Raw genomic sequence first — 25,919 nt, 5'->3', positions numbered from 1 at the left:
GCTGGTCACACCACCAATGGAGGGATTATAGACCTATAGGGAACATTGTCAATAGGAAATCAAAAATAATCATTGGAATAGCAGGAAAAACATTTTTTGTTCTTGCATTTCGATCGCGTAAAAACGAACGGCTGACAACAAAGTTGCACCGATCGCAAATAAACATGGCAAAGTATGAATTTAAGTGTTCATACCCGACAAATATTTAGGTAGGTAGTATATAGGTAGTTGTCTCCAAAAAAACAAGTGCAAGCCCAAAATTCTGTCGATTATCTCCGCATTAGCTTGATCGATCGCTGTAACTTTCAGTGCTCTTACTGTATGCCCGTTGGAGCCGAGTTTGATTACATTCAAACCCAAGAGATACTGACGAATGCTGAGTTACTGAGCTTGCTGCAAGAGGTTTTTATCCCTTTGGGGTTTAAAAAATTTCGCCTCACGGGTGGCGAGCCGCTTTTGCGTCGGGGCTTGGTGGATTTGATTGCAGCGATCGCGAGTTTGTCTGGGGTTGAGGATGTGTCGATGACCACCAATGGTTATTTGCTCGAGGGGATGGCGCGATCGCTCTATGAAGCTGGACTCAAACGTATCAACATTAGTTTAGATTCTTTAGATCGCGATATTTTTCGCCAAGTCACGGGGCGGGATCATTGGCAAAAGGTATGGCGGGGCATTCTCGCTGCCCATGAAGTGGGCTTCGATCCGTTAAAGCTGAATGTGGTTGTGATTCCGGGGGTGAACGATCGCGAGGTGCTAGATTTGGCGGCTCTGAGTATCGATCGCGCGTGGCATGTGCGGTTTATTGAGTTTATGCCGATTGGGAATACGGCTTTGTTTGAGCATAAAGGTTGGGTGGACTCGGCAACGCTGCGCCAGCAAATTGACGATCGCTTTGGGTTGATAGAAGCCAATTGTCGCGGTAATGGGCCAGCGGATGTGTTTCAGATTCCCAATGCTAAAGGGACGCTCGGGTTTATCAGTCAAATGTCTGAGTGTTTTTGCGATCGCTGCAATCGCATTCGTCTGTCAGCAGATGGCTGGCTGCGCCCCTGTCTTTTAAATGAGTCTGGGCAAATCGATCTCAAAACGGCTTTACGCGAAGGCAAAGATCCTGCCATCCTGCGCACGATCGTGAGGGAGCTACTCAATCTCAAATCTGAAATTAATTTTAAAGATCGCGATCGCGGTACGAGCGATCGACCTTCCTACCAACGCACCATGTCTCAAATTGGCGGATGATTGATTGGTTTGTTGGAAAAACGTTCCTAGGACTAAGTTATCTATCTTTTTCCATTGTATCCACGATGCAATTGTACAAAGGGCTCGAGTTTCTCTAATGGGTTGGAAAATATTGGCAAGACTCCAATTTGTTGGTATTCAGCTTTGTAAAGAAATTTTAAGTTCTGCGCATCGTTAAGTTTCTTCAGAGATAGATCGTTATGAGGCAGCTTATTTTCTAAAGGTAAGGATTATGGATACCCAATTGAGAACGATGGATGCTCAACAAATTGCGCTATACAAAAGAATTCAGGCATTTTCGCTAGACCAACCAGATACGCAATTATTGTTTAGCAAACGTTTAGCAAAGGAAAATGGTTGGTCATGGAACTATGCGCAGAGAGTGATTGAGGAATATAAAAAGTTTGCCTTTCTAGCGGTTGTCACAGGGCATCCAGTTTCACCATCCGATCAGGTCGATCAAGCTTGGCATTTACATTTGAGTTACACGCGATCGTATTGGCAGGAGTTTTGCCCTGATATTTTACAAAGATCCCTGCACCACGAACCAACTCGTGGAGGCTCATCAGAGCAACTAAAACATGAAAATTGGTATAGTCAGACACTGGAGAGCTACGAGCAGTTTTTTGGTAAAGTTCCCCTTGATATTTGGCCTGCCGTTAAAGTTCGATTTGGTCGAGACTTAGATTTTGTCAGGGTTAACCGTCAACAAAATTGGGTATTTCCTAAGCTAGATGTGAAATCCCTATGGAGACTAAGACCTAGACGATTAGAACTCCTTCCTCTTTTATTTGTTTTATCCTTTGCAATGGAAGGTTGCCAAGCGATCGCAGGGTTCCCCAATCCAACCAAATTAACAGGCCCAGAATTTTTAGCCTTCTATATTCCACTTGGAATTATCGGTGTCGCTGTGGCATATTTGCTGCGATTCTCGCTGCGATCGCCTTTCGATGTGCCCGATCAACAATGCGATAACCTCAGTACCTATGAAGTCGCTTTTTTGGCTGGTGGTAACGATCGTACGATTGGTACTGCCATCACCAGTTTAGTGCAACAAGGATATGTAGCAGTTGAAGCACAACGGTCATTCTTAACAGCCAGAAAAAAACTAGTGATTAAAAAGGCTGTGGATGCCTCTTGCGATCCCGTAGAGCTGTTTGTTGCTCGAGAGATTGGTGCGGTCGATGGCGAAATTTCAATGATTTTTCGGAATTCCCAAAATATAGGGGAGAGGATTCACGATCGCTTACAACAGATTGGATTGATTTTGACTGACGAGCAGTCTTTAAAAGTGCAACGATATTCATCCCTGATTATTCTCGCGCTTTTAGGAATAGGTATGTTTAGGATGTTCAGTGGGCTTGTTCATGACAGACCAGTTGGTTTCCTGATCGTAAGCATGATAGTTCTTTTCGTAGCGGGAATTAGGTTTTTTGCCAAACCCTACCGCAGTCATTATGGCGATCGCGTTCTTAAGGATTTGATCGCTAACTCAAAATCTCTCAAGAGAACTAACAGCAGTGACATTCAACTTCCCCTAGCCTTTGCACTCTTCGGTGCAACCGTTCTAGCATCTGATAGTGCTTTGGCTGATTTACGCCAAGTACTTACTCCTAGTAGTGGTGGTGACGGTGGCAGTGGTGGTGATGGTGGCAGTGGCTGTGGAGGCGGTGGCGGTTGTGGTGGTTGATTAACTAGAGCTTCTCCGTAATATCCACTACAATTGACGCACTTGGTAAATTATCTAGATAACGGCAAGCGCAGTCAGCCAAAGTGAAAGCGTCTATACTGAAGGGTATGGATTTCTTGAGTAGATGTTATGTGGTTGAAGCCTGCGCATTTCCCTTTATATGTACTGTTGCTGACTTCATTAGCAGCTTGCCAAGGCACAGGTGTTGGAGAAATTGCCGAAAGTGCGATCGCGCCTAAAAATGCCCCAATCGAGAATGTGGTGCTACCGACGGACTTTCCTGCGGATATTCCGATCTTTCGGCAGGCAAGCTTGCAAGATTTGCAGCGATCGCCTCAGACAGACTCGCTGAATGTGACTTCTCGTTGGCTAATTCGCGAACAAGCAACGCAAGTTACCCAGTTTTATCGCGAGGCACTGAGTCTAAATGGTTGGCAAGTCTTGCGATCGAGCGATTTAGTCAGTCAAACCCCAGATCGAGGCACGTTCTTAGCCGAGCGCAACGATCTACTTGTGACTGTGGCTGTACAACCGATACCCGAGGGGACAAGTCTCTTACTGCAATACGTTCGCCTACCCCAGCCAGTTCCTAGTAATAACCCCAATAATCTCTCTATCAATCTCGACAATCTCTCTAATAACTTCTCAAGGAATAGAACCGATCTCCCGAATTTTTCGATTCGCCTATTTGGGTTTGCCCGTTCTTTCCCCAGTCTCAATGGGCAGCCGAATTCACAAGCCAATCTACAGGGGACAAATCAGGTTCTCACTGCATTCTTACCTAGCGATCTAGAGTCTGCGCCTGCTTCTTTACGCCCCTTTGTTAAAGACATTAGCCAGTTGGGGGTAATTGCGCCCAAATCGCAAAACAACTTCGAGCCAAATCGTACGATCTCTCGTCGGGAATATGCTCGTTGGTTAGCACTGACCAATAATCGCATCTATCAAAATCGTCCTAGCCGTCAGATTCGATTGGCGCAGCCTGCAACGGATGCCCCCGCATTTACAGATGTTCCGCGTAACGATCCCGATTTTGGCATTATTCAAGGTCTAGCAAATGCAGGACTGATTCGTCCTAATTCTGATACAACCAATAAAACTGCTAATCTCTTCCGTCCAGATGGACAGATTAGTCGTGAGGAACTTTTGCAATGGAAAGTGCCCTTGGATCTGCGCCGTCCCTTACCCAATGCCACCGTCGAGTCTGTGAGCCAAGCTTGGGGTTTTCAAGACAGCGATCGGATTGCTCCAACAGCGCTTAGAGCGATTTTTGCAGATGCTCAAGCAGGCGATCTGTCAAATATCCGTCGCAGTTTTGGTTTTACGACATTGTTTCAGCCACAAAAGCCCGTAACGAGGGCCGAAGCAGCAGCGGCACTCTGGTATTTTGGTACGCAAACCGATGGGCTATCGATTCAAAATATTTTAGAAGTGGAGAAAGCTACCGCCAATCCATCGAATACCTCGTCCAATAATACTTCTACAATAACTTCTCCTAACCCTTCTATTACTCCTTCACCTAGTTCTACACCCCGTTAAAATTGGCACTGGTTTCGCACTATGGAAAAAAGCTCTGAAACCCTTTTGGTCTGTGGATTTCGATGATCTGGCTTTAAAATGACTAATACCATTTTCCAAAATACTTTTGGAAAGACCGCGCGGAGCGCGGAACTCAAACCTCGATCTGTTGCAAATTCAAGTAAAGTTGGTATAAAACCCTTGCTTGACAAGGACTTTAGCCGAATAATCCTATCAGACAGAACCAGCGCCTTGCTCGAAAACAGCTGTATATACTTCCAAAGATTAGCAGTTGAGGAGGGAAGCATTACGGTACACCCAGAGCATCGCGCAGAGCCTGTTCGCTAATGCCGAGTCGTCTGGCTGATGCAGCTAAATCGGGAGGAGGAGAACCCAACGCTTCGCGGAGGGTCTGGGCGCTGATGCCGAGTTTTTGCGCGGCTACCTGTAAATCTGGATGATGCATCGGTGGTCTACCATTGGGCGGACGTCCCATCATGCCCCCTGGGGGCGGCCCACTGATCGTCATCACATCTCTCATGTTGTACTTGCCGCGCATACAACCCACCGTATAGGGAAAGTCCCAAGTAGCATGATAGTGGTACATCGATACCTGCTTGCCATCCCAATCGATCGCGTGGGTATGACCATGGCATTCATCTAGATCGGCACTCATGAGCATTTTGCCATTTTGTCCGCGCCGACCGTAAATTCCAAATCCATCTAGGCTATAACCGACTAGGGTGGAATGACCGTTGTTTAGGGTTGCATCTGGGAAGCAAGTGGTGAGACTATGGTAATGATAAACTCCTGAAACTTGAGGATGCCCTTGACAGGAATCTTGGGTCTCATGGGCAACCGCGTCTCGACCCGGTGCGTCCAGTGCATTGAAGAGAACCGAACCTGTCAATAGAATACCAACCGCTCCTGGTGTACAGGATGGCTGGGCTGCTAATTGGGGATTGACAGGCAAATCCACGCGCATATTCTGGGCTGCAATGCTATTAGGGTTGCGATCGAATTGATAGGCGTCATCGTTGCGACTGATGGGATAGGTTCCCGTGGGATGGTTTGGCAAATCGTTGGTCGCAAATACGCGTTTGTCACCTTGAACCGTCATCTTAAAACGCGAGGGCCAAGTCACTGCACCATCGACAACGGCTTTAGATGTTAAATCGTAAGTGCCATCCTTCTTAATCCAAGTTCCATCGCGAAATGCACCCCCAGCGACGGCTTCGATACGGCAGGGCCAAATCCATCCTACCTTTGGACTACGGGATAATTTGCCATCGCCTAGGGGTAAGTGGGTGAGATCGACGCGATCGCTTTGGGCAACTAAAGCGGGTTGAGGCGTAGGATTGGCATGGAGCGTGACGGAGCTGGCTGCGCCTAGTTTGTGAAACGCAAGAATAAGCAAGATGACCGCGATCGCAAGTCCAAAAAAATGCTTTTTCATCTGTTTGCGTGCTCCTATATGGAAATGCGATCGATACCAGATCCTCAAGTTTTACCATAGCCGAAGTTTGTCCGCTTCGCAATTTTTCACTACATTAAATCGCAAGGTTTACGCGATCGCTTGCTAGCTAGAGAAAAGGCGAACGAGAAGAATGATTAAACTTCTAGCTGATTCAGAAAAGGATTTGGAACGTCACATTTATTGTCTTCCACTGTAGGCTGGGTGAAACATAATTTACGCGATCGCGTCTAATACTTCAGCACAGTTTCGTATAACAATATAAGTTAGCTTAGATGCGACGAGCTGCTGCCGCTTAATTCAGGGTCGCTAGGTTCCTAAAATTCCCGATCGTTAGAATACTAAGGTTTTAGAGTCCCACTATGCAAACCCAAAACATTCAACAGCCTATCCCTCGCAGTCGGTTGAGATTATCCTTAGGGCGATATTTCTATATTCTCAAACGTCGATTTGAGTGGGCTTTTTCTAAGACAAAATTTGCCACTCAGATCGCTCCCGAGCCGCTACCCGTTGGAGTTTTTACCCACAAGTCCATTCTCATGCGTCAGTTAAAAGATGTAGACATGTGGCTTCAATACAATAAAGTGACAAATTTAAGACTAGCGATCGCGCAGATTGATGGTTTAGTGATTCAGCCCGGAGAAGTCTTTTCTTTTTGGTATTTGGTCGGAAATCCCACCCAAAATAGAGGATTTAAGTTAGGGATGACCCTAGAGAATGGCAAAGTGAGCACTGGTTATGGTGGAGGTTTATGCCAGCTATCAAACCTGATTTATTGGATGACATTGCATTCTCCTCTTACGATTAAAGAGCGTTGGAGACACAGCTATGATGTTTTCCCCGACCTAAATCGGACGCTTCCATTCGGTAGTGGAGCAACTGTGTCCTATAACTATATCGATTTGCAAATTGAGAATAAAACAACGCATCCGTATCAGCTTTGTCTGTGGCTAACAGACGAGCATTTATGCGGCGAGATTCGCTCTAACACAGAAAGTCTCTGCAAATACGAAATTCTGGAAAAGAATCATCTTATAACTGGCCCGATCGCTGGGCGGTATATGCGGCAAAATCAGCTTATGCGCGAACGACGCGACCTCAATACCAATCAACTCTTGAGCGAAGAATTGGTTACAGAAAATTATGCGCTCATGATGTATGCGCCACTCCTGAGTGCTGCAAAACAAAGCTCAACTTCTGCTTTAGATCGGCAAGATTTGCTGCGTTAACGTGAGTTGGGGTTAATGATTAAAGTATAGAATCATTTTTGTACGCGTTCCCAAGCTGACAAAATTGGGCGGATGAGCCAGTTAGAGCTGACTTTAAGCTGGTGTTCTAAGGTGGGCATTCTCAACAAGTAAGCTAAACGACGGGCGACATAGGCAGGCATTCCATCCATGGCAATTTTGCCAAACATCGACATTGAGGCATCATTCACGCCCAGACTAATAAACTCACCCAGTGGAATATATTGAAAAGGAAGCAGGGGATGATTGGTTATACTCGCCCAAATATTCAGGGCGCAGTAGTGCGCTTGTTGATAGGCGACCTGTGCAGTGCCTGGTAGGGGAGTTCCATCGGTATCTAAACAACTGGCTAGATCGCCGATCGCAAAGAGTTCGGGGTGCGTCTTGACCTGCAGGGTTGGTTCGACGGTAATCTGACCCATCGGCAAACGACGATCGAGGGGCAGCTTTTGAATGAGTTTAGAGAACCGCGTCCCCACTGTCCACATCACAATATCAACGGGGAGGGTATCGCTGCCTGCTTGATAATCTAAGGTGATTTCCGTTTCGCCTACCTCTGAGACACTGGTAGAGAGATCTTTCCAAACGCCCCGCTTTGATAGCGCCTGCTCGGCAGCGACGCGATTGGACTCTGGCGAACCTGATAAAATTCTGTCATTGCGCTCGACGAGGCGAACGCGCCCTCTTTCTTTGAGGCGATCGGCAATTTTACAGGCAAGTTCCACGCCGCTACTACCCGCCCCTGCAATACAGACGCGAATCTTGTCTCGGTCGGACTTTTCTAATTCCTCTAGCCGATGGATTAACCGATTGGCATCTGCAAGAGTACGAAAGGGAATTGCATATTCTGACGCTCCTGGAACGAAATCAATCGGTGTTTCGCCCCCGATCGCTAAGAGTAAGCGATCGTAGCGAATGTCAGCAAACTGACCTGAGCCATCGATGCGAACGTGGCGGTCGCTGAGATCGATATCTGTCACCGTGGCTTGAATAAATTGAATTCCCTTCCCTTCGAGTAAATCGGCAAAGGGTGGCGCAATTTCCCATGCTTGTAACTCCCCTGTAATCAACTCGTATAGCATGGGGGTAAACATGAAGCGATCGCTCTTGTCGATCAAAACAATTTCTGGGGTTTCAGCCCAAGGCAAGCGCACTAAATTGAGGGCAGTATAGAGACCACCAAAACCGCCGCCAAGGATACAAATTCGTGACATGGGAAAAGCGCTAACCTTTTATTGCATGGATCTTACTATGCCTATTCTAACGGTCAGGTAACTTTTCGCGTTGACAGAGGTTGTGTAGATCGCAATCCTCACATCGATCGCCCTACAGGGTAGGGCTATACACCTTTAAAGCAGACATCCTGTAGCTCCTGAGCAGAGAGGGGTTGAGCCTGAGGAAGCGATCGAGGCTGTTGCTGAGCCGTACCAATTTGCGTTAAACCAATGCCAAATACGATCGCGCCTGCCCCAATGTATTGCGCCATACTAGGAATTTCTCCCACGATCGCATAGGCAGCCAAAATCCCAATAATCGGACTAAAAGAACTGGCAAGGGAAACCTCCGCCGCTGTGGTTTTTTTGAGTCCAGACAACCAACAGATCTGTCCGCCCACCACAATGACAGCCCCGTAAAAAAACATCCACTGCCAGAGCAAGGGAGACAGCGCCTCGGCAAAATGTTCAAATCCAAACAAGATTGTCGCAATTACAAAGAAAACGATCGTACCTAATGCTGTTTTATAAATCGTGAAAATCCCCACAGGAATTTGTTTGAGCGTGATTTTACTCAAAAGGATGGCGATCGCCAAACAGGTAGCACCACCGATCGCTTGTAGTTCTCCTTTACCGATTTGAAAGCCGCCCATACTGACGGCGCTACTGCCTACCTGCTGCAACACAATCGTCAAGACGACTCCAACAAACGAAGCGATCGCCCCCGCAATCACCCAACCATTTACCCGTTCTCGTAAGATCCAGATCGCTAACGCCAAACTGAGCGGTGGTTCGATGCGTCCAATCAGCACGACATTATTCACGAGCGTATTTGAAAGTGCGGTAAAGAATAACGCAGGTACGAGGACGCTATCCAAAATCGCAATCACTGTCATGGCGCTCCAATCCTGTCTCGATAGCTTGGCAAAGTTAGAGGGATTCAGTTCTCGATAATAGATTGTCAGCATCACCAGCAACGCACAGAGATTTCCCACAAACAAAACATTACAAAACGAGATCGGATTGCGTCCATGCACGAGGTTGTGCATACCAATGTCAGAGAGCCGATGGACGATTGAACCTGAAGCCGAAAAAATCAAAATTGCGAGAATGAGATAAGCCCTTCCTGGAAAGCGATCGGCTAAATCTGAGATTTTGTTAGGTAAGCTAGGCATGTATTTCCAAAATGTCCGTTTCTAAGCATTGAGGATTCAGGCTTCCAACGTTAGCGAAGCCGCAAATTGCACTTGCATTTCTAAGCTCGTATTGGGTGCGAGATAAATCAAATCCTCCCCTGTATTCATAGCATTACGAGGGGCAGTCCAAGGCTCTAGGCACACATAATCTTTACCCTTAATTGCCCAAAACACCAGTGTGGTGTAGTGCTGGTCGTAGTTGAGCGTTAAGGATTGATTGCCAGTGTCAAAAATTTGAGCCGAGCTACCCGATAGGGGACGAAAGCCCAGGTCGATTTGGTCTTGCGAAAAGTCAAAACCGCCTGCATAGGTTTGCGTGGAATGGGAGACATGATCCCAATATTGCGTTGCGGGCAAATGGAAACTCAGTTTACTTTTATCGGTGGTGAGAAAGTAAGGATGTAAGCCCGATGAAAAGGGCATCGGTTCGGCAGAACGATTGGTATAGCGTTGGTGAATCGTAAGCGTATTTGACTGAAGCCTATAGGTGAAAGCGAGATCGAAATCAAAGGGATAGCCCACAAGGGTTTGAGCGTTACTGGTTAAGGTCAAGGTAATGCTTGTAGAATCTTCAGAAGTATTCAAAGATTTCTCATCGACTTGCCAAGCCAAATCCCGAGCAAAGCCATGTTGCTTTAGGGTATAGAAGCGATCGCTGTGGGTATAGGCATCATCAGGCATGTTGCCGCAAATGGGAAATAGAATCGGAATGCCCCCGCGAATGCTCAGCGACGGATTTGCAAATCGTTCCGCATCCAAATAGAGCAACTCGCGATCGCCGACACACCAACTGGTAATAATACCGCCGCGCTCTGGTACGACCTCTAGCCGAGCCAGATGGTTAGGGTCTTGCAGAATGTAGGTTTTGAATTGTCTCTGCGCGATCGCAACGGAAGCATTTCCTTCTAACGGTTGTGGGTCAGACATAAACATATTTTGAAATTACTGATGTCGCTGATATTCTTATTCGATTGCTTGAGTAAATCGTTTGTACGCAATGATAAAATTTTGTCGCCACTTCACTGTAAACAATATCTCACCTGATTTTGCTATAGTTTTTAGCTGAATGCATAATTTTACCAGTGCGATCGCTTACCTGAAAAATTTTCGCCAGATTCTGAAGTAAGTCAGCGAGGCTTCGCTTCTATTCGCTAGAAAAAGCGATCGCTTGACGATTTGAGCATCTCTGACCAACTTGTGGGATGATATCGCCATTATCATACCGAGCGAGTCAACTATGTGGCGAGTCAATATAACCTGTTCTGGAGAAGCCTGGAAACAGTCTGGAGCAGATTTTACAAATTTGGCAGATTCCTATCAAGCCGAGTTAATTGGTTCCAAAAAAATGCCAGATGACACTCGCATCATCTCATATAAAATTGAAGACCTCAGCGAGTCTGAATCTTTTCAAGAAGATTGTGCCAAATTTGCAGGATTTACCACGGATTTTGAATCTCTATAAAACGAATACTGTAAAAATCCACAACTACTCATGTGGCTGATATTCTTGTTTGAGCGCCCAAACAAATCGCTCGTACTCTAAGACAAAGTTTTGCCACCACTCCACTTTATACAAGATCTCCCCTGATTTTGCAGTCTTCTCTAATTCGATACAGAGTTCGATCAAAGCGATCGCGCGAAACATGGCACTAAGGCTTTTGAGAGAATGGGCATGAAAGGCAATTTGAGCGACATTATGCTGAGACATTGCCAATTGAAGTGCTTGGAATGAAGTATTTGCATCATTAACGATCAGACCAAAGATCTCATGAAGCTCATCAATTGAGAGATTCTCTTCTTTGTCAATGACATATAAGGTGCGAAAATAGGACATATCGATCGCCTTCTCAGTAACCTCAAGAGGTTGACTGAGATCGGATAGCCCTTTTTCTATCTGTAGGTTTTGCGCTTTAATATTTTGAAAAGACAGTGTCAGGGCACGAATAATTTCTTCAACCCGAATGGGCTTGCTGATATAGTCATTCATACCTGCGTCCATACATTTTTGCCGATCTTCAGGCATTGCATTTGCAGTCATGGCAATAATCCAAGGTTGACTGGGATGCTTGAGTTGGTCGCGTATGACCTCAGTTGCCGTTAAACCATCCATTACGGGCATTTGCATATCCATCAAAATCACTTCATAACTTTGTGCCTTTAGCATTTGGATACATTCAAAGCCATTATGGGCAAGATCGAGACGATAGCCTAGTTTTTTGAACATGTAGGCGGCTAACTTTTGATTGATCGGGCTATCTTCTACAAGCAAAATCTGTAAGGGCAATCTCTCTGCCATGGTGGGGTCGATCGGCGTAAGACTATTGCTGGTTTTTGGGATCTGCTCGATCTCTGAGATGACAGCTGCTACCATCGTAAAATAGAATACGGAGCCTTGCTCATTTACTGGACTGTTCATGCGATCTGAATGCCAATTTAATGGAGGGTTGCCACCCACAGAACCAAGGCTCTCTACCCAAATTGTGCCTCCCATCAGCTCGACCAAACTTCTACTAATCGCCAACCCTAAACCCGTACCGCCATATTTACGGCTAATGGAAGCATCGGCTTGAGTAAATGGTTGAAATAGTTTATCGATGCGATCGCGTTCAATACCAATACCACTATCTCTAACCAAAAACATCAGTTCGCATTGATTCCGATCGTCGAGAAGCGATCGGCTGCTAACTGAGATAGAAACACTACCCTGCTGGGTAAATTTAATCGCATTGCCCACTAGGTTTAAGAGGATTTGACGCAGGCGAGAACCATCTCCTGCGATCGCCACGGGTAGATTGGGATCGGTGGAATAGTTCAGAGCGATCTCTTTGTCTTGTGCTTGGCTCTTCAAAAGATTGCACGCAGATGTGAGGATATCTTCGAGAACAATGGTTTCTTCGACGAGTTCTAACTTACCTGATTCGATTTTAGAGAAATCTAGAATGTCATTGATCAGAATGAGAAGGGCATCACCACTGTCTTGAATGGTTTTGACAAAATCTTTTTGTTCGTCTGTGAGGCTGGTAGCAGAGAGCAATTGTGCCATGCCGAGCACGCCATTCATGGGAGTACGAATTTCATGACTCATATTCGCGAGAAACTCGCTCTTTGCTCTTGTTGCAGTCTCAGCCTCTTCTTTAGCTTGTGCTAAGGCAATCTCTATTTGCTTGCGATCGCTGATATCGCGAATCATAACTAAGGCAGCATCGTCACGAATTGGAACGACTCGGACTTCCTCATATTGGATGCGATCGCCTACGAATATCTGCTGCTCTTGGATTTGCTGCACGCGCGTCGATAATGCTGCCTGAATTGCTTGAAGCTGAGATGAGGCAATCTCAGGAGGCACTAACTCTGCAAGAGGTTTACCGATAGGATCGATATTTTTGGGGATTATGTCTGCGAGAGTGCTAGAGCTAATTGACTCAAGGTAGATACCTTTGGCATCGATCAGATTGATGATATCGGGGATAGCCAACAGAATATTGCGAATGCGGGTTTCACTCTCTTGCAGAGTCTCCTCCATCTGCTTGCGATCGCTGATATCGGTTATTCGCACCAATTGCATCGTGCGACCAGCAAGCGTAATCAGTTTTAGGGCAATATTCCCCCAAAAGATACTACCTTGAAGCGTTACATATTCTATTTCCCGACTCCAAACCCCGCGTGCTTGTATTTCTGCAAGAATACCCTTCGATTCATCGGCAGAAAATTGATGGCGATGCAGTATTCTCCCCCTAATGCCAATCAACTCAGTTTTATCAACTGCACCAAAAAGTTCCACTGCCCGCCGATTGCAATCGACGGTGAGCAGGGTTTGGTGATCGACTAAAAAGATAGCATCCGCAGATTCGTTAAAAACTGCTTCTCGCAAATCTCGACTGTGAAGGAGTTCCTGCTCTGCTTGCTTGCGCTCGGTAATATCTATATAGGCGATCGCTGCACCATATTTTTCTAAAGGAATAGGAGCGGCACTGACACTCAGCGATCGGGTACTGCCATCGGCACGCACAATATTCATTTCGACATGATGAACAAAACAGTTATCTCGCAAAGCTCGAACGCAGGGATATTCCTCCTCTGGCATCGGGGAACCATCAGGACGAAAAATTTCATAACCCAGACCATCGTTGAGGTTTGCGCGGTCTTTGGAAGTGACTCCCAGTATGTTCTCTGCGGCAGGATTTCCTTCAATCATATGCCCTTCGATATCCGTAATCGAAATCCCGATGGGCAAAATCTGAAATAGCGTTTGATACTTTTCTTGCGACTCTTTAAGAGCAAACTCTACTAGATCCAAAGATTGGTGCAACTGAGCGGACATCAAGTTAAATGATTCTGACAAAACCTTCAGTTCGGCAATTTTGGAATCTTCAGGTAAAGACACTTGCCACAAACCCTCGGAGATCGCTTTACTAGCTCGGCTCAATTGCAAAATTGGCTTCGTAATCCAACGGGCGGTTAGCAAACCAATCCCTGTGGCAACCAAAAGCGTGATTCCGCATAACAGAATTGTCCAATTGTTATTCGTCTGAATTTCTGTCGTAAAGTCAGACTCTGGGATCGCGACGATCGTCAGCCACTTTAAATCTTGTTTGCTCTGGAATGGAACTACCTGCACAAAGTAGCGCCGACCATCGACTTCAAAGTTGACTTGCTGTCGATCTTGAATGCGATCGAGGTTACCAAAGCGATCGATGAGATATTGCGTTGCTTTTTGGGTAATTAGATTACTACTGTTGACAGCACCTAGCCTACGTTTGGCTGGATCGAGGTTTTGTCGATCGTTACTTGCCACTGGCGGGAGCAATGACCCTTGTTGGAATGGCGTTTCCCCCGTTGAAGTCCCAATGAATAATCCATTTTTCTCAACTACAAAAGCTTGCCCAGTTTTCCCAATCTTTAAGCCCTTAAGATAATCACCCAACCCAACCAAAGATACGGAAGAAGCTAAAACCCCCTGAAAAGTGTTGTCGCGATCGTAGAAGGGTAAAAAATTCACAACATGAAGGTTGGGCTTATTTTCCTCAACCCTTGACACCACTAACCGCCAAATCGATCGCTGAGCCGTTTTGGCTTCCTGATACCAAGGGTTACCAGGGGGATCGTTATGAGGATCGTAGGTGGTTGACCGTCTCAGTAAGCGGATCCGATTCCCTTGACTATCCGCGAGGTAATTGTCCCAGTTGTAATTGGTGGATCGATCCCGCAATCGAATCGCATGGGAGCCATCATCCTGCTTGCCGACGATCAAAATCTCTTTTTGCTCGGTGGCGATCGCCACGGTGGTCACTTCATTAAAAATTTGTGCCTGCTGCCAAAAATAGCGCTCGACTGTTGGCAGATCCCGCCAGTTGAGAATACCCAGCTTAATGGCTGCGGCATTATTCTTGGTAATTTCTGTAGGGGTTTGTAGGTAACGATCTAGATTTTGGTCGATGCGATCGCCCACCTCTGCCATCAAAGGTTTTGCCATGTTTTCTACCGCTACCTGTCCGCTACGATAGGAAAGATAGCCCACCAGACCCACTGCCCCTACAATTTGCAACACAAACGGAACCACGAGCACCCATCGGAGCGGGATGCAATCTAAAGAAAGGCGCTTGGTTGAGTTATGCAAAGACATGTAAATAAGTTATACATTACCCGCTGAATAAAAATATCTTTTTTTTATAAAAAAATCTAAAATTAATCATAGCCCTGATGTGCTTGTTGCAGTGCCTGAGCAAATCGTTCGTACTCTGTAACAAAATCTTGCCACCACACCGCTGTAAACCCTATTGTTCCTGATTTTGCCATCGTCTCTAGCTCGTCACACAATTTTACTAAGGCGGTTGCGCGAAACATGGCACCGATACTTTTGAGCGAATCCGCATGAAAGGAAACTTGAGCCGCATTCTGTTCAGCTCTTGCCGATTGAATTGCTTGGAATGAAACATCCGCATCATGAACGATCAGACTGAGAATCTGATACATTTCAACCTTTGAGAGATTCTGTCCTGGAGCGATGTTCAAGGTTTGGAAATAGGACATATCGAGTCCATAGGACGCACCTTCAGAAGCCTGACTAGAAGTAGATAGATCAGTTCCGCTGTTTTTTACTTCAATATATTGCCTCAGGACGCGCATGATTTCATCAATCCGAATGGGCTTGCTGATATAGTCATTCATGCCCACGGCTATACATTTTTGTCGGTCTTCAGGTAAGGCATTGGCAGTCATCGCTACAATCCAAGGGTGATTTGGATGTTTTACTTCTCTTCGGATAATTTCAGTTGCGGTTAAACCATCCATTTCAGGCATTTGCATGTCCATCAGAATGATCTCATAGCTTCGCTCCTTCAATTTCTCGATGCATTCGCGTCCGTGATGCGCGACATCAATGCCATAGCCTAGTTTTTTTAACATGTAGCAGGCTAGTTTTTGATTGATCGGGCTATCTTCGACTAACAAAATCTGTAAGGGCCATCTCTGAGCGATCGCAGAATCGATGGGCATCAGATTGTCGCTAGTTTTTGCTTTTGGTGCGATCGCTGAAATGACCGACACGGCAATTGTAAAATAGAAAGTCGAACCTTCTGCATGTCGATCGGATTTCCAGTTTAAGGGAGGATTTCCTCCGATAGCACCGAGACTCTCTAACCAAATTGTGCCTCCCATTAATTCAACTAGATGCTTGCTGATTGCCAATCCTAGCCCTGTACCTCCATATTTGCGACTAAAGGAAGCATCAGCCTGTGTAAATGCTTGAAACAGCCGATCTATATTCTTTCTCTCGATACCGATACCGCTATCTTTAATCGCAAACTGTAGGAATCCTCGAGCATTGAGCACCAAGCCATTAGCCTTTCCGTTGTCTAGGCGATCTGCGATCGCTGACTGCGGGTGGCTAGATAATTCTTGCCGATAGCTAACCGCTACAAGCACTTCACCAACGTTCGTAAATTTGATTGCATTCCCAATGAGGTTGATCAGCACTTGGCGCAGGCGGTTCTCATCCCCAACCAAGGTAGTAGGAATTTCGGGTGCGATCGCATATTTCAGCGCGATCGCTTTATGCTTGGCTTGACCGTTCAACAGATTGCAGACTGACTTTACCAGATCCGATAGATTAAATGGTTTTTCTTCAATCTCAAGCTTTCCTGATTCAACTTTTGAGAAGTCTAGGATGTCGTTAATGATCGTGAGAAGTGCAGAACCACTGTCTCGAATGGTTTGCACGAAATCTTGCTGCTCGTTGGTAAGCTCTGTATAGGAAAGCAGTTCTGCCATTCCCAAAACACCATTCATCGGCGTGCGAATTTCGTGGCTCATATTAGCTAGAAATTCGCTCTTAGCTCTATTGGCAACCTCTGCGGCTTCTTTGGCTTGCGCTAAGGCAAGCTCTGCTTGTTTGCGATCGGTAATATCCCTTGAAATTTGGATTACAGTATCTTCAGAAATTGGAGAAATACTCGCTGCAAACCATATTTCTTTCCCGTTGATTTCTATGCTGTAGTCGCAGTTCACGGTCTTTTTTTGCACGAGTGACTGCTGCAAGCTCTGTAAAATAATATCTGCAGACTTTTGTGGGAGTTCTTGATAGATTGACTTTTCAATAATTTCTTCTGGCTTTCTGCCCAAATTTGTCAAGTCGGTCGGTGCAACCTTAAGACAACGCCCTTCAGTATTACGAACCAATACCGTATCGCTCATGGCATTAAACAAGGCATTCAGCTCGGCATAGGCATCTCGGAGTTGGGTCTGAGACTTATCTAATGCTGATTCTGCTTGTTTGCGATCGCTGATATTACGAGCGACCCACAATACAGATTCATAGCTTAAAGGTGACACAATGGTAGAAAACCATAATTCTCTACCCTGCAATTCTATACAATATTCTAGCTCTGTACTTTCTTGGGTCTTCAGGACTTGCTGAATGGTTTCTAAAAAGCGATCGGCTATGGAGGGAGGGAAGTGCTCGTGCAAAGTTCGATCGATCTTATTGAAACCATTCGTTTCAATATTAGATTGCGTAGGAGCGACCTTGAGGTACCTCCCTTCGCTATTTAGGACAAAGATAAAATCCTTCATGCCAGCAAATAGATTGCGAAGTTGGTTCTCCGATTCGCTGAGCGCCTCTTCAGCCCGTTTGCGATCGCTGATATCCTTCATCATGCCAATTACGCAATCTTGCCCATCCAGCCATTCTGCTCTCGCAGACATCAATACCGTCTTAAGTTGATTCGATCGCGTGCGAACCTTTACCTCAAAATTTTGGATCTTCCTCTGCAAAATCAACGTTTGTCTGAAGTGATGCAGATTCTCCAGATTTTCCCACAAACCAAATTCTACACAGGTTCTTCCGATAATCTCTTCACGGGGAGCATTTAAGAACTGGCATAGACTGTCATTCACATCCAAACATAATCCTTCTGCGAGCGTAGCAATCCAGATCGGATCGGGGCTGGTATGAAAAATGGTCGAAAATCGAGTTTCCGATTCGCGCAGGGCAATTTCCGCTTGCTTACGATCGGTAATATCCGTTGTCGTGCCAAGATAGCCTGCGACTTCACCCGCTTGATTTCTCTCTGCTACCGCCTGAGACAGAACCCAAACAATGGAACCGTCTGGTCGCTGCCTGCGGCTTTCCATTTGATAGATTGCTTGGCGATCGACCTTAGCCCGTTCGACAAAGGCATACCAATTGGTTTTTACCATCTCTCGATCGTCTGGATGCAACCTTTCAAGCCAAGCATTACCCAAGTAGCCTTCTAAAGATACGCCAGACAATTGCAAGGTCTTTTCGTTGGCGTAGATACAGTTCCCTTGGAGATCGTCCCGAAAAATTCCCACAGGAATCAAGGCTAACAAGGAGCGATATTGTGCATCGGTTTGCTCTAATGTCTCCTTGGCAATTTTACTCTCCAAAGATGTTTGCAATTGCTCTGACATTTGATTGAACGATCGCGTCAGTACTTGTAACTCAGCGATCGCATGGTTTTCTGGTAATGTCTGCCCAAAACTTCCATCCGCTAGGTCTTGACTGGCTTTGCTAAGGCGTTGCATGGGAGCAGCAATCCAACGTGTAGTTAACAGCCCGATTCCCGTTGCGATCAATAGTGTGATTCCACTTAAGAAAATGGTCTGATTGGTATTTGCCTGAATTTCTGACATAAAGTCAGACTCGGGAATTACGGTCACGAGCAACCAATCTAGACCGTATTTATCTTGGTAGCGATCGACCTGTGCGAACAGCTTTTGTCCATCAACCATGACTTTTAAGCGCTGATGGGACTGGATTTGGTGCAGATCGCCATATTGCTGCTTGAGTTGTATGGCGATCGCCTTTGTCCGCGCATCTTGACTCTCTGTAGCGGGTAACCTTATCGGCACACCCTTGGGCTGTTTGAGATAGGGAATTTCTAAGGTAGATGTCGCCACTAGGTCACCAGAAGGTTCGAGGATAAATGTTTGTCCAGTGGGTGAGAAATTTAGCTTACTTAAAAAGGTGCTGATTCCAGATAGTTCGATATTACTGATAAATAAGCCCTCAAATTTTCCAGTAGCATCATAGACAGGTGCTATGGAAGTAATGCCCAATGTGGGTAATACCCGATAAACAAAAATCGGCGACCATGTTTGTTGCTTAGCTGCTTTTCCAGCTTGATACCAAGGTGTGGTACGTACATCGATCGCTTGCGTATAGAGTAACTTCCTTGCTCTGCCCCGTTCGTCAACGAGATAAAACTTTCTTAAGAAGGGTTCTTTGGGTGTGATTTCGCTAACTACTTGCGTTCCGATCTCTAGTTTTTCTCCAGAGATCTTTTCAACTTGTCGAACCATCTCTTGGCTGTAGACCAGATCGTAGCCAATCAATTCTCCTCGCTCATTAGCAAAGACAATCGATGATGGGGTCGGAGAAAATTCGAGCTGCTGCCAAAACTGGGCGCGCATTTGCTCGAAGTCCTTGAGGTTGAGCCGCCCCTGCTGAAAAGCTCGATGCTCGATCGCTACGATTTGCTGTTGTCTTTGCAGGGTTGTGTCGAGGCGATCGCAAATTCGGTTAGTTGCCTGATCCATCACTTGCTGCGCCAAGTTTTCTACGGCTGCTTGTCCGCTGCGATAGGAAAGATAGCCTACTAGCCCCACTGCCCCCACAATTTGCACCACAAACGGAACGATCAGCACCCACCGTAGAGAGATGCGATCGAAAGAAAGGCGTTTGGGTGAGTTAGACAAAACCATGTGAATCAGTTACGTTGCCCCTCCAGCAAAAAAAAGATACCTTTTTTATAAAAATATTCTCAGACCGTTACTAGCGCTACTGTTCCTATTTAAGTACCTGATTTAAGTACTTGCCTAAATCGTTCGGATGATGAGACAAAAGGTTGCTATCCCTTCATGATTTACAATCTCTCACTTGATTGTGCCATAGTCTCGAAATCGATACGTAGCTTTACGAAAGCGATCGTTTACTTAAAATTCTGTTGCTAGATTCTAAAGTCAATTGGTGTGGAGAAATCTGAGCAGTCTCTCGATCGAGCATACATTTCTTTCTGGCGGTAAAGATTAACGCGATCGCAGCAGATTGTAACGTTGCGATCGCAGATCGGGCAATAGACTTGGCTTTGAGCGAGTGGAAAAGCGATCGCTATAGCAATTCTATTAGACTGCTTAGGTAGAAACAATTTGTGAATTCTCTCTACTTTCTGGATGAATTTGGAATAAGAAAGTTCCAAAAATGTAAATTTTGGAAATGAGCTAGGAATGGTTGGAATTGCGCTGTCTAAACTGTCCTTCAAGTCAAGGGGTTAGATTGTTTTGCATTTTGATATTCTGAAAAGAGAGGGTCAGGGCACGAATAATTTCTTCAATCCGAATGGGCTTACTAATATAGTCATTCATACCTGCGGCAATGCACTTTTGGCGATCTTCGGGTAATACATTGGCTGTCATCGCCACGATCCAAGGCAAACTCGGATCGGTTGATTCTTTGCGGATTGCTTTCGTCGCTGTTAACCCATCCATCTCTGGCATTTGTAAGTCCATCAGAACGACATCATATTGCCTTTCTTGCAGTAAATTGAGGGCTTCTCGTCCATTGTTGACAACATCCGCTTGATAGCCTAGTTTTTTTAACATCAGACAGGCAATCTTTTGGTTGAAGTGACTATCTTCCACTAACAATATCTGTAAGGGAAACTTTTTAGCCATGGTTATATCAACAACTTGTCGATCGCTAGGGGACAAAAGACATACCATAGGGTGTGTTTCCGCTACATTTGATGTCACCGCGATCGTAAAGTAGAAGGTCGAACCCATCGTATTACCACTAGAAGAGGCGATCGTCCAATCGATTGGACGATCGCCTCCGACATGTCCTAAGCTCTCGACCCAAACTGTGCCTCCCATTAACTCGACAAGGCGCTTACTAATCGCTAACCCTAAGCCAGTACCTCCATATTGACGGCTGATTGACGCATCAGCCTGGGTAAAGGGCTGAAATAACCTGTCCATGCGATCGCGCTCAATGCCGATACCCGTATCTTTAACCGCAAACTGTAAGCAGCATGTACCTAGAGGATCGAAGACGAGAGATGCAGGATGATAGCGAACTTCTACCAACACTTCTCCTTGCTTTGTAAACTTGATCGCATTACCGATCAAGTTCAGCAATACTTGGCGAATACGGGAAGCATCTCCTACAAAGGAGTCAGGCAGATCGGGAGAAATAGAGTATTGCAGGAGAAGATTTTTATCATTTGCCTGGCTGCTCAAGAGATTGCAGACGGATTTGAGCAAATCGGTCAGATTGAAATCACAGACCTCGATCTCAAACTTACCTGACTCAATCTTAGAGAAGTCAAGGATATCGTTAATAATCGTGAGAAGGGCATCACCACTATCTCGAATCGTCTGCACAAAATCTTCTTGCTCTTCACTCAAATCGGTGTATGCCAGCAGTTCTGCCATGCCAAGGACACCATTCATCGGCGTGCGAATTTCGTGACTCATGTTGGCGAGAAACTCACTCTTGGCTTTGGTTGCTGACTCTGCGGCTTCCTTGGCTTTTGCTAAGGCAAATTCTGCTTGCTTGCGTTCCGTAATATCTCGGGCAATCTGGATTACCCTATCCTCCGCGATCGCAGAGATACTGGCAGTAAACCAAACTTCTTTACCACTAATTTCTAAGCAGTAGTCACAATTTACAGGTTGTCTTGTCTCTAAAGCTTGGCGAATGGCACCAAGAATAATGTCTGCTTGTTGCCTTGGCAGTTCTTCATAGATAGACTTCGCGAGTACCTCTTCAGATTTTCCCAATAAATTTGTGGGATTTGAGGTTGCGACTTTGAGACAACGTCCTTCTGCATTACGTACCAATACGACATCGCTCATCGCCGCAAACAGGGCGTTATCCTCAGCATAAGCCTCTTTGAGCTTGTCTTCACTTTCTCTCAGAGCGATTTCAGTTTGCTTGCGATCGGTAATATCCGTCAAGGTTCCCACATATCCAACCACCGCACCGTTCGTGTCGATTTCTTGGACTACCTGTACGTAAAACCAATTAATGCTACCATCTGGGCGCAGGTGTCTGCCCTCCGCTGCATTAAATACTTGACTGCCTGGAGGGGCTTGCTCGAAGCCTTCCACCCATCGTCCGAACAGGTAATCGCGATCGTCTGGATGCAAAGCTTCTAGCCATCCTGCTCCCAATGCACTTTCTACCGATCTACCAGTCATCTCGCTCCAGCGTTCGTTCACATAAATACATTGCAAAGGCAGATCGAACCGAAAAATCGCCACGGGAGCAGCAGCAGCTAAAGTGGCATAGCGACGTTCGCTTTCTTGCTGGGCTAACTCTGCCTGTTTGCGATCGCTAATATCGCGCGAAATATTAACAAGAATAAATTCTCCTTGCCACTCCATTGCTCGTCGAGAAATCTCAACAGGAAATATAGAGCCATCTTTGCGTCGATGAAGCGTTTCAAACGTACGGTCATTGAACGACATATCATTGAGAACTTGGCGAAGTTCTTCACGAGTCCATTGAGCATCCCAATCAGCGACATTAAAGTTAGCAATTTCAGCAGGTGTGTAGCCTAGCATTTGCGCAAATCTGTCGTTAGATTCAAGCAAATTGCCTTCTAAGTCTAAAATGTGGATGCCATCTGAAGATGCATTGAAGATTGCCGATCGCCGCAGTAACTCTTGCTGTAAAGCCAGTTCAGCTTGTTTGCGATCGCTAATATTCCGAACCATCACCAAGACTTCTCGTTCTTTGATTTTGACAATCCTTGTTTCTTCATATTGCAGCTTGTCTTCGACTTGAAGTTGGTGCTCGTAGATTTGGATTTCGCCCACACTCAATGCTTGCTGGATATAGCTCATTCTGAGTTCGGCAAGTTCTAGAGGCAAAACTTCTGAAAGATGTTTGCCAATCAGATCTGACCCCAACATAATCAGATCTTTCGATTGATTTGTCGGGAAATAATCGAGATAGATCCCAGCATCGCTAATATGAAACATCAAGTCGGGTATTGCTTCTAAAATCGCCCGATTTCTGAACTCGCTTTTACGGAGTGAAGCCTCTGCCTGCTTGCGATCGCTGACATCTCTGACAATTACCAAGCATTCATCGTCACTACAGGGTGACACCCGCACCTCTTCATCACAGGGTTTGCCATACTTGAGAATTTGATGTTCCCAAATTTGTAACTCTCCTGTGGAAAGTGCTCGTTCAATTTGTTGTAACTCAAAGTTTAGCAAGTCTGGCGGTAAAACTTCTGAGAGGTGACTTACGATCGGGAGATAAGTCCCAGATGCTTCGTTTACAGGCAAAATTAAGTCATAGCAAGAACCATTCCGTCCAATTCTCAAAAGCAGATCTGGAATCGCATGTAGAATAGCACGATTGGTTGCTTCGCTATGCGCTAGTTGGGCTTCGGTCTGCTTGCGATCGGTAACATTTCGGATCATGGTCAGAACTTCGCGATCGTTAATCTTGACAATCCTTACCTCTTCATATTGAATGCTGCCATCGATTTGCAGTTGCTGCTCGTAGAGTTGGATTTCTCCAGTTGATAATGCCTGCTGGATATAGCTGAGTTTGCGTTCGGCAAGTTCAAGTGGCAATACTTCTGTTAGATGTTTTCCCACTGGGTTGGTATCAATTACAATCAAATCCTTGACTGTACTGGAAGGGAAACAGTCTAAATAGACACCTTCAGCGCTAACCTGAAACATCAAGTCAGGTATTGCTGATAAAACCGCCCGATTTCTGGACTCACTTTGACGTACTAAAGCCTCTGCCCGTTTGCGATCGCTAATATTCTTAAATACGGAAAGAACGCAGGGCTGTCCATTTAGTTCTAGAACTTCTAAAGACACCAAGCCTGCGATCGCTTCTCCAGACTTGACACAACCTTCAATTTCAAAGTTCCGAACCGATCGATGCACTCGCAACAAGTCAATTATTTCCTGAATTTGCGCGGGATTTTTGACTAGGTTGATTTCACGTGTCGTCCGTCCGACAATTTCCTCACGCGTATAGCCCGTGAATGCCAAATATTCATCGTTGACATCGAGATAAGTACCATCCGTAAGACTCACAATCGAGATCGGATCGGGACTAGCACGAAATATCTTGGCAAATTTTTCTTCTGACTCCTGTAAGGCTCCTTGGAGTTTTTTTGCCATTTGGGCAAATGAGTCCGAAAGGGTGTTTAGCTCAGCGATCGCACTGCTCTCAGGTAATTCTCGCCCTAAATGTCCGCTGACTAAATCTTGACTGGCACGACTCAAGCGCAAAATCGGACGCGCAATCCATCGCGCCGTTAGCAAACCAACTCCCGAAGCAATCAAAAGCGTAATTCCACTAAAGAGAATTGTCCAGTTTGCATTTGCCTGAATTTCTGCCATAAAGTCAGATTCAGGGATAACCACAACTGCTAACCAGTCTAAATCTCGATCGTCTGGTTCCCTTTTGAGAGGAAAAATACGCACAAAATAGCTTTGACCGCTACTTTCAACCCGAAACTGTAGCTCTTCCTTAATAGAAGCTAAGCTACCAAAGCGCTCTATCAGTTTCTGGGCAATGATTTGGGTCAAGGAATTCTGACTGCTGACAATACTGAGTCGGCGATTTGTAGGATCGACATTTTTAATAACATTCTCTGAGGTCAAGGGAGCAAGTAAACCTTGGCGAAAAGGGATTTCTCCTGTTGAAGTTCCAATCATGAGCCCGTTACGCTCGACAATAAATGCTTGTCCTGTTTTGCCGATTTTTAACTTTCGGAGAAAATCACCCAATTGATTCAAAGAAACTGCCGTTCCCACCACCCCTTGGAAGGTATTTTGGCGATCGAAAAACGGTAGAAAATTGACTGCAACCAAGGCAGGTTTATTAGGGTTAGCTAGCGAAACACTGATCTGCCAGATCGATCGCCCTGCTTGTTTTGTGCGCACGTACCAAGGGTTATTTGGCGGGTCATTATGAGGGTCGTAGGTGGTCGATCGCCGCAGGAGTTGGACGCGATCGCCTTCACTATCTGCAAGGTAATTATCCCAATTATAATTTGTGGTTTTATCTCTCAGTCGGATCGCACGGGAACCATCATCTAATTTCTCTACGATTAAAATATCTTTCTGTTCCGTTGCGATCGCCAGCGCCGACACATCCGTGTAGATTTGCGATTGCTGCCAATAATATCGCTCTACCGTTGCTAAATTTTGCCAGTCCAGAATTTCAAGTTTGAGAGCGGCGGCATTATTTTGACTGATTTCTATGGGTTTGCGTAAATAGCTACTCAGGTTTTGATCGATGCGATCGCCTGTTTCTCGCATCACCTGATTTGCCAAGTTTTCTACAGCAACCTGTCCGCTGCGATAGGAAAGATAGCCCACCAATCCCACTGCCCCCACAATTTGCACCACAAACGGAACGATCAACACCCACCTTAGAGGGATGCGAGGTCGAGACGAGTGTTTGCTTAACGATTCATGTTTCATCAAAAGCTACTTAACAGCTATCCTTAATATTTCAAAATATTTTATGAATCAACTCGGACATCTCTCTAAGGATCTATCTGTGGGCTTAAGATTGCTCTAAGCTTGATTATTCTGTTCATCTGAAGTTACATCACCCTATCTTAGTATTAAAGGCTTTAGGAATTTATTCAAATTCAGGACTGGCTCAAGGCAAGCATTATGAATTTTGTGGGTTAAATTAATAAAAACAATAATTGTTGTTTGATAGTTTTTTGCGAATTACCTATACTAACTAAACCTTTAGGTGATATTCAAGCTATAGTTTTGACGATCCCCAATGCCTTCCGCCGCCCGTGTAGTGAAAGTAACGATGTC

At 45.5% G+C, this 25,919-nt stretch carries 12 protein-coding genes; 5 read left to right on the top strand and 7 right to left on the bottom strand.

Going from position 1 to position 25,919, the window contains the following annotated elements; translation table 11 throughout:
• The first annotated feature begins 246 nt into the window (after nt 1-246).
• From moaA to ACP2WE_RS02865, 3 genes are all read left to right on the top strand, one after another.
• Nucleotides 247-1,239: a GTP 3',8-cyclase MoaA gene (moaA, locus tag ACP2WE_RS02875; RefSeq protein ID WP_425214083.1), complete on the top strand. Its 993-nt coding sequence runs from the start codon at nt 247-249 to the stop codon at nt 1,237-1,239.
• 232 nt (nt 1,240-1,471) lie between these two features.
• Nucleotides 1,472-2,929, top strand: coding sequence for a TIGR04222 domain-containing membrane protein (locus ACP2WE_RS02870; protein ID WP_425214082.1), 1,458 nt, complete (start codon nt 1,472-1,474; stop codon nt 2,927-2,929).
• 129 nt (nt 2,930-3,058) lie between these two features.
• Nucleotides 3,059-4,468 carry an S-layer homology domain-containing protein gene (locus tag ACP2WE_RS02865; protein WP_425214081.1) on the top strand — a complete coding sequence of 470 codons (1,410 nt, stop codon included), beginning with the start codon at nt 3,059-3,061 and terminating at the stop codon, nt 4,466-4,468.
• A gap of 286 nt (nt 4,469-4,754) precedes the next feature.
• Here ACP2WE_RS02865 and ACP2WE_RS02860 read toward each other — a convergent pair whose 3' ends face one another.
• Nucleotides 4,755-5,903: a YHYH protein gene (locus tag ACP2WE_RS02860; RefSeq protein WP_425214080.1), complete on the bottom strand. Its 1,149-nt coding sequence runs from the start codon at nt 5,901-5,903 to the stop codon at nt 4,755-4,757.
• Nucleotides 5,904-6,283: 380 nt separating this feature from the next.
• Between ACP2WE_RS02860 and ACP2WE_RS02855 the strand changes: the two genes are divergently transcribed.
• Nucleotides 6,284-7,150 carry a VanW family protein gene (locus tag ACP2WE_RS02855; protein ID WP_425214079.1) on the top strand — a complete coding sequence of 289 codons (867 nt, stop codon included), beginning with the start codon at nt 6,284-6,286 and terminating at the stop codon, nt 7,148-7,150.
• Nucleotides 7,151-7,182: 32 nt separating this feature from the next.
• Here ACP2WE_RS02855 and ACP2WE_RS02850 read toward each other — a convergent pair whose 3' ends face one another.
• The 3 genes from ACP2WE_RS02850 to ACP2WE_RS02840 form a co-directional block, all read right to left on the bottom strand.
• Nucleotides 7,183-8,382 carry an NAD(P)/FAD-dependent oxidoreductase gene (locus ACP2WE_RS02850; protein ID WP_425214078.1) on the bottom strand — a complete coding sequence of 400 codons (1,200 nt, stop codon included), beginning with the start codon at nt 8,380-8,382 and terminating at the stop codon, nt 7,183-7,185.
• A gap of 125 nt (nt 8,383-8,507) precedes the next feature.
• Nucleotides 8,508-9,557 (bottom strand): DMT family transporter, encoded by a 1,050-nt coding sequence (locus tag ACP2WE_RS02845; RefSeq protein WP_425214077.1) that lies wholly within the window; start codon nt 9,555-9,557, stop codon nt 8,508-8,510.
• 36 nt (nt 9,558-9,593) lie between these two features.
• Nucleotides 9,594-10,505 (bottom strand): aldose epimerase family protein, encoded by a 912-nt coding sequence (locus ACP2WE_RS02840; RefSeq protein ID WP_425214076.1) that lies wholly within the window; start codon nt 10,503-10,505, stop codon nt 9,594-9,596.
• Nucleotides 10,506-10,815: 310 nt separating this feature from the next.
• Between ACP2WE_RS02840 and ACP2WE_RS02835 the strand changes: the two genes are divergently transcribed.
• Nucleotides 10,816-11,040 (top strand): hypothetical protein, encoded by a 225-nt coding sequence (locus ACP2WE_RS02835; protein ID WP_425214075.1) that lies wholly within the window; start codon nt 10,816-10,818, stop codon nt 11,038-11,040.
• 24 nt (nt 11,041-11,064) lie between these two features.
• Here the strand turns inward: ACP2WE_RS02835 and ACP2WE_RS02830 are convergent, their stop codons facing one another.
• The 3 genes from ACP2WE_RS02830 to ACP2WE_RS02820 form a co-directional block, all read right to left on the bottom strand.
• Nucleotides 11,065-15,201, bottom strand: coding sequence for a PAS domain S-box protein (locus ACP2WE_RS02830; RefSeq protein ID WP_425214074.1), 4,137 nt, complete (start codon nt 15,199-15,201; stop codon nt 11,065-11,067).
• Between the two features lie 62 nt (nt 15,202-15,263).
• On the bottom strand, nt 15,264-19,802 hold the full coding sequence (locus ACP2WE_RS02825) for a PAS domain S-box protein (protein ID WP_425214073.1): 4,539 nt from the start codon (nt 19,800-19,802) through the stop codon (nt 15,264-15,266).
• Nucleotides 19,803-20,360: 558 nt separating this feature from the next.
• Nucleotides 20,361-25,565 carry a PAS domain S-box protein gene (locus ACP2WE_RS02820; protein WP_425214072.1) on the bottom strand — a complete coding sequence of 1,735 codons (5,205 nt, stop codon included), beginning with the start codon at nt 25,563-25,565 and terminating at the stop codon, nt 20,361-20,363.
• Nucleotides 25,566-25,919: the final 354 nt, after the last annotated feature.

The organism is Tumidithrix helvetica PCC 7403 (assembly GCF_965232925.1).
Classification (GTDB): Bacteria; Cyanobacteriota; Cyanobacteriia; order Pseudanabaenales; family Pseudanabaenaceae; genus Tumidithrix; species Tumidithrix helvetica.
This window is presented reverse-complemented; position numbering and strand designations above follow the sequence as displayed.

What these genes read in the sequence shown, in the direction of transcription:
- ACP2WE_RS02870 (WP_425214082.1), top strand. Translation starts at nt 1,472, where the DNA reads ATGGATACCCAATTGAGAACGATGGATGCTCAACAAATTGCGCTATAC.
- ACP2WE_RS02865 (WP_425214081.1), top strand. Translation starts at nt 3,059, where the DNA reads ATGTGGTTGAAGCCTGCGCATTTCCCTTTATATGTACTGTTGCTGACT.
- ACP2WE_RS02860 (WP_425214080.1), bottom strand. Translation starts at nt 5,903, where the DNA reads ATGAAAAAGCATTTTTTTGGACTTGCGATCGCGGTCATCTTGCTTATT.
- ACP2WE_RS02855 (WP_425214079.1), top strand. Translation starts at nt 6,284, where the DNA reads ATGCAAACCCAAAACATTCAACAGCCTATCCCTCGCAGTCGGTTGAGA.
- ACP2WE_RS02850 (WP_425214078.1), bottom strand. Translation starts at nt 8,382, where the DNA reads ATGTCACGAATTTGTATCCTTGGCGGCGGTTTTGGTGGTCTCTATACT.
- ACP2WE_RS02845 (WP_425214077.1), bottom strand. Translation starts at nt 9,557, where the DNA reads ATGCCTAGCTTACCTAACAAAATCTCAGATTTAGCCGATCGCTTTCCA.
- ACP2WE_RS02840 (WP_425214076.1), bottom strand. Translation starts at nt 10,505, where the DNA reads ATGTCTGACCCACAACCGTTAGAAGGAAATGCTTCCGTTGCGATCGCG.
- ACP2WE_RS02835 (WP_425214075.1), top strand. Translation starts at nt 10,816, where the DNA reads ATGTGGCGAGTCAATATAACCTGTTCTGGAGAAGCCTGGAAACAGTCT.
- ACP2WE_RS02830 (WP_425214074.1), bottom strand. Translation starts at nt 15,201, where the DNA reads ATGTCTTTGCATAACTCAACCAAGCGCCTTTCTTTAGATTGCATCCCG.
- ACP2WE_RS02825 (WP_425214073.1), bottom strand. Translation starts at nt 19,802, where the DNA reads ATGGTTTTGTCTAACTCACCCAAACGCCTTTCTTTCGATCGCATCTCT.
- ACP2WE_RS02820 (WP_425214072.1), bottom strand. Translation starts at nt 25,565, where the DNA reads ATGAAACATGAATCGTTAAGCAAACACTCGTCTCGACCTCGCATCCCT.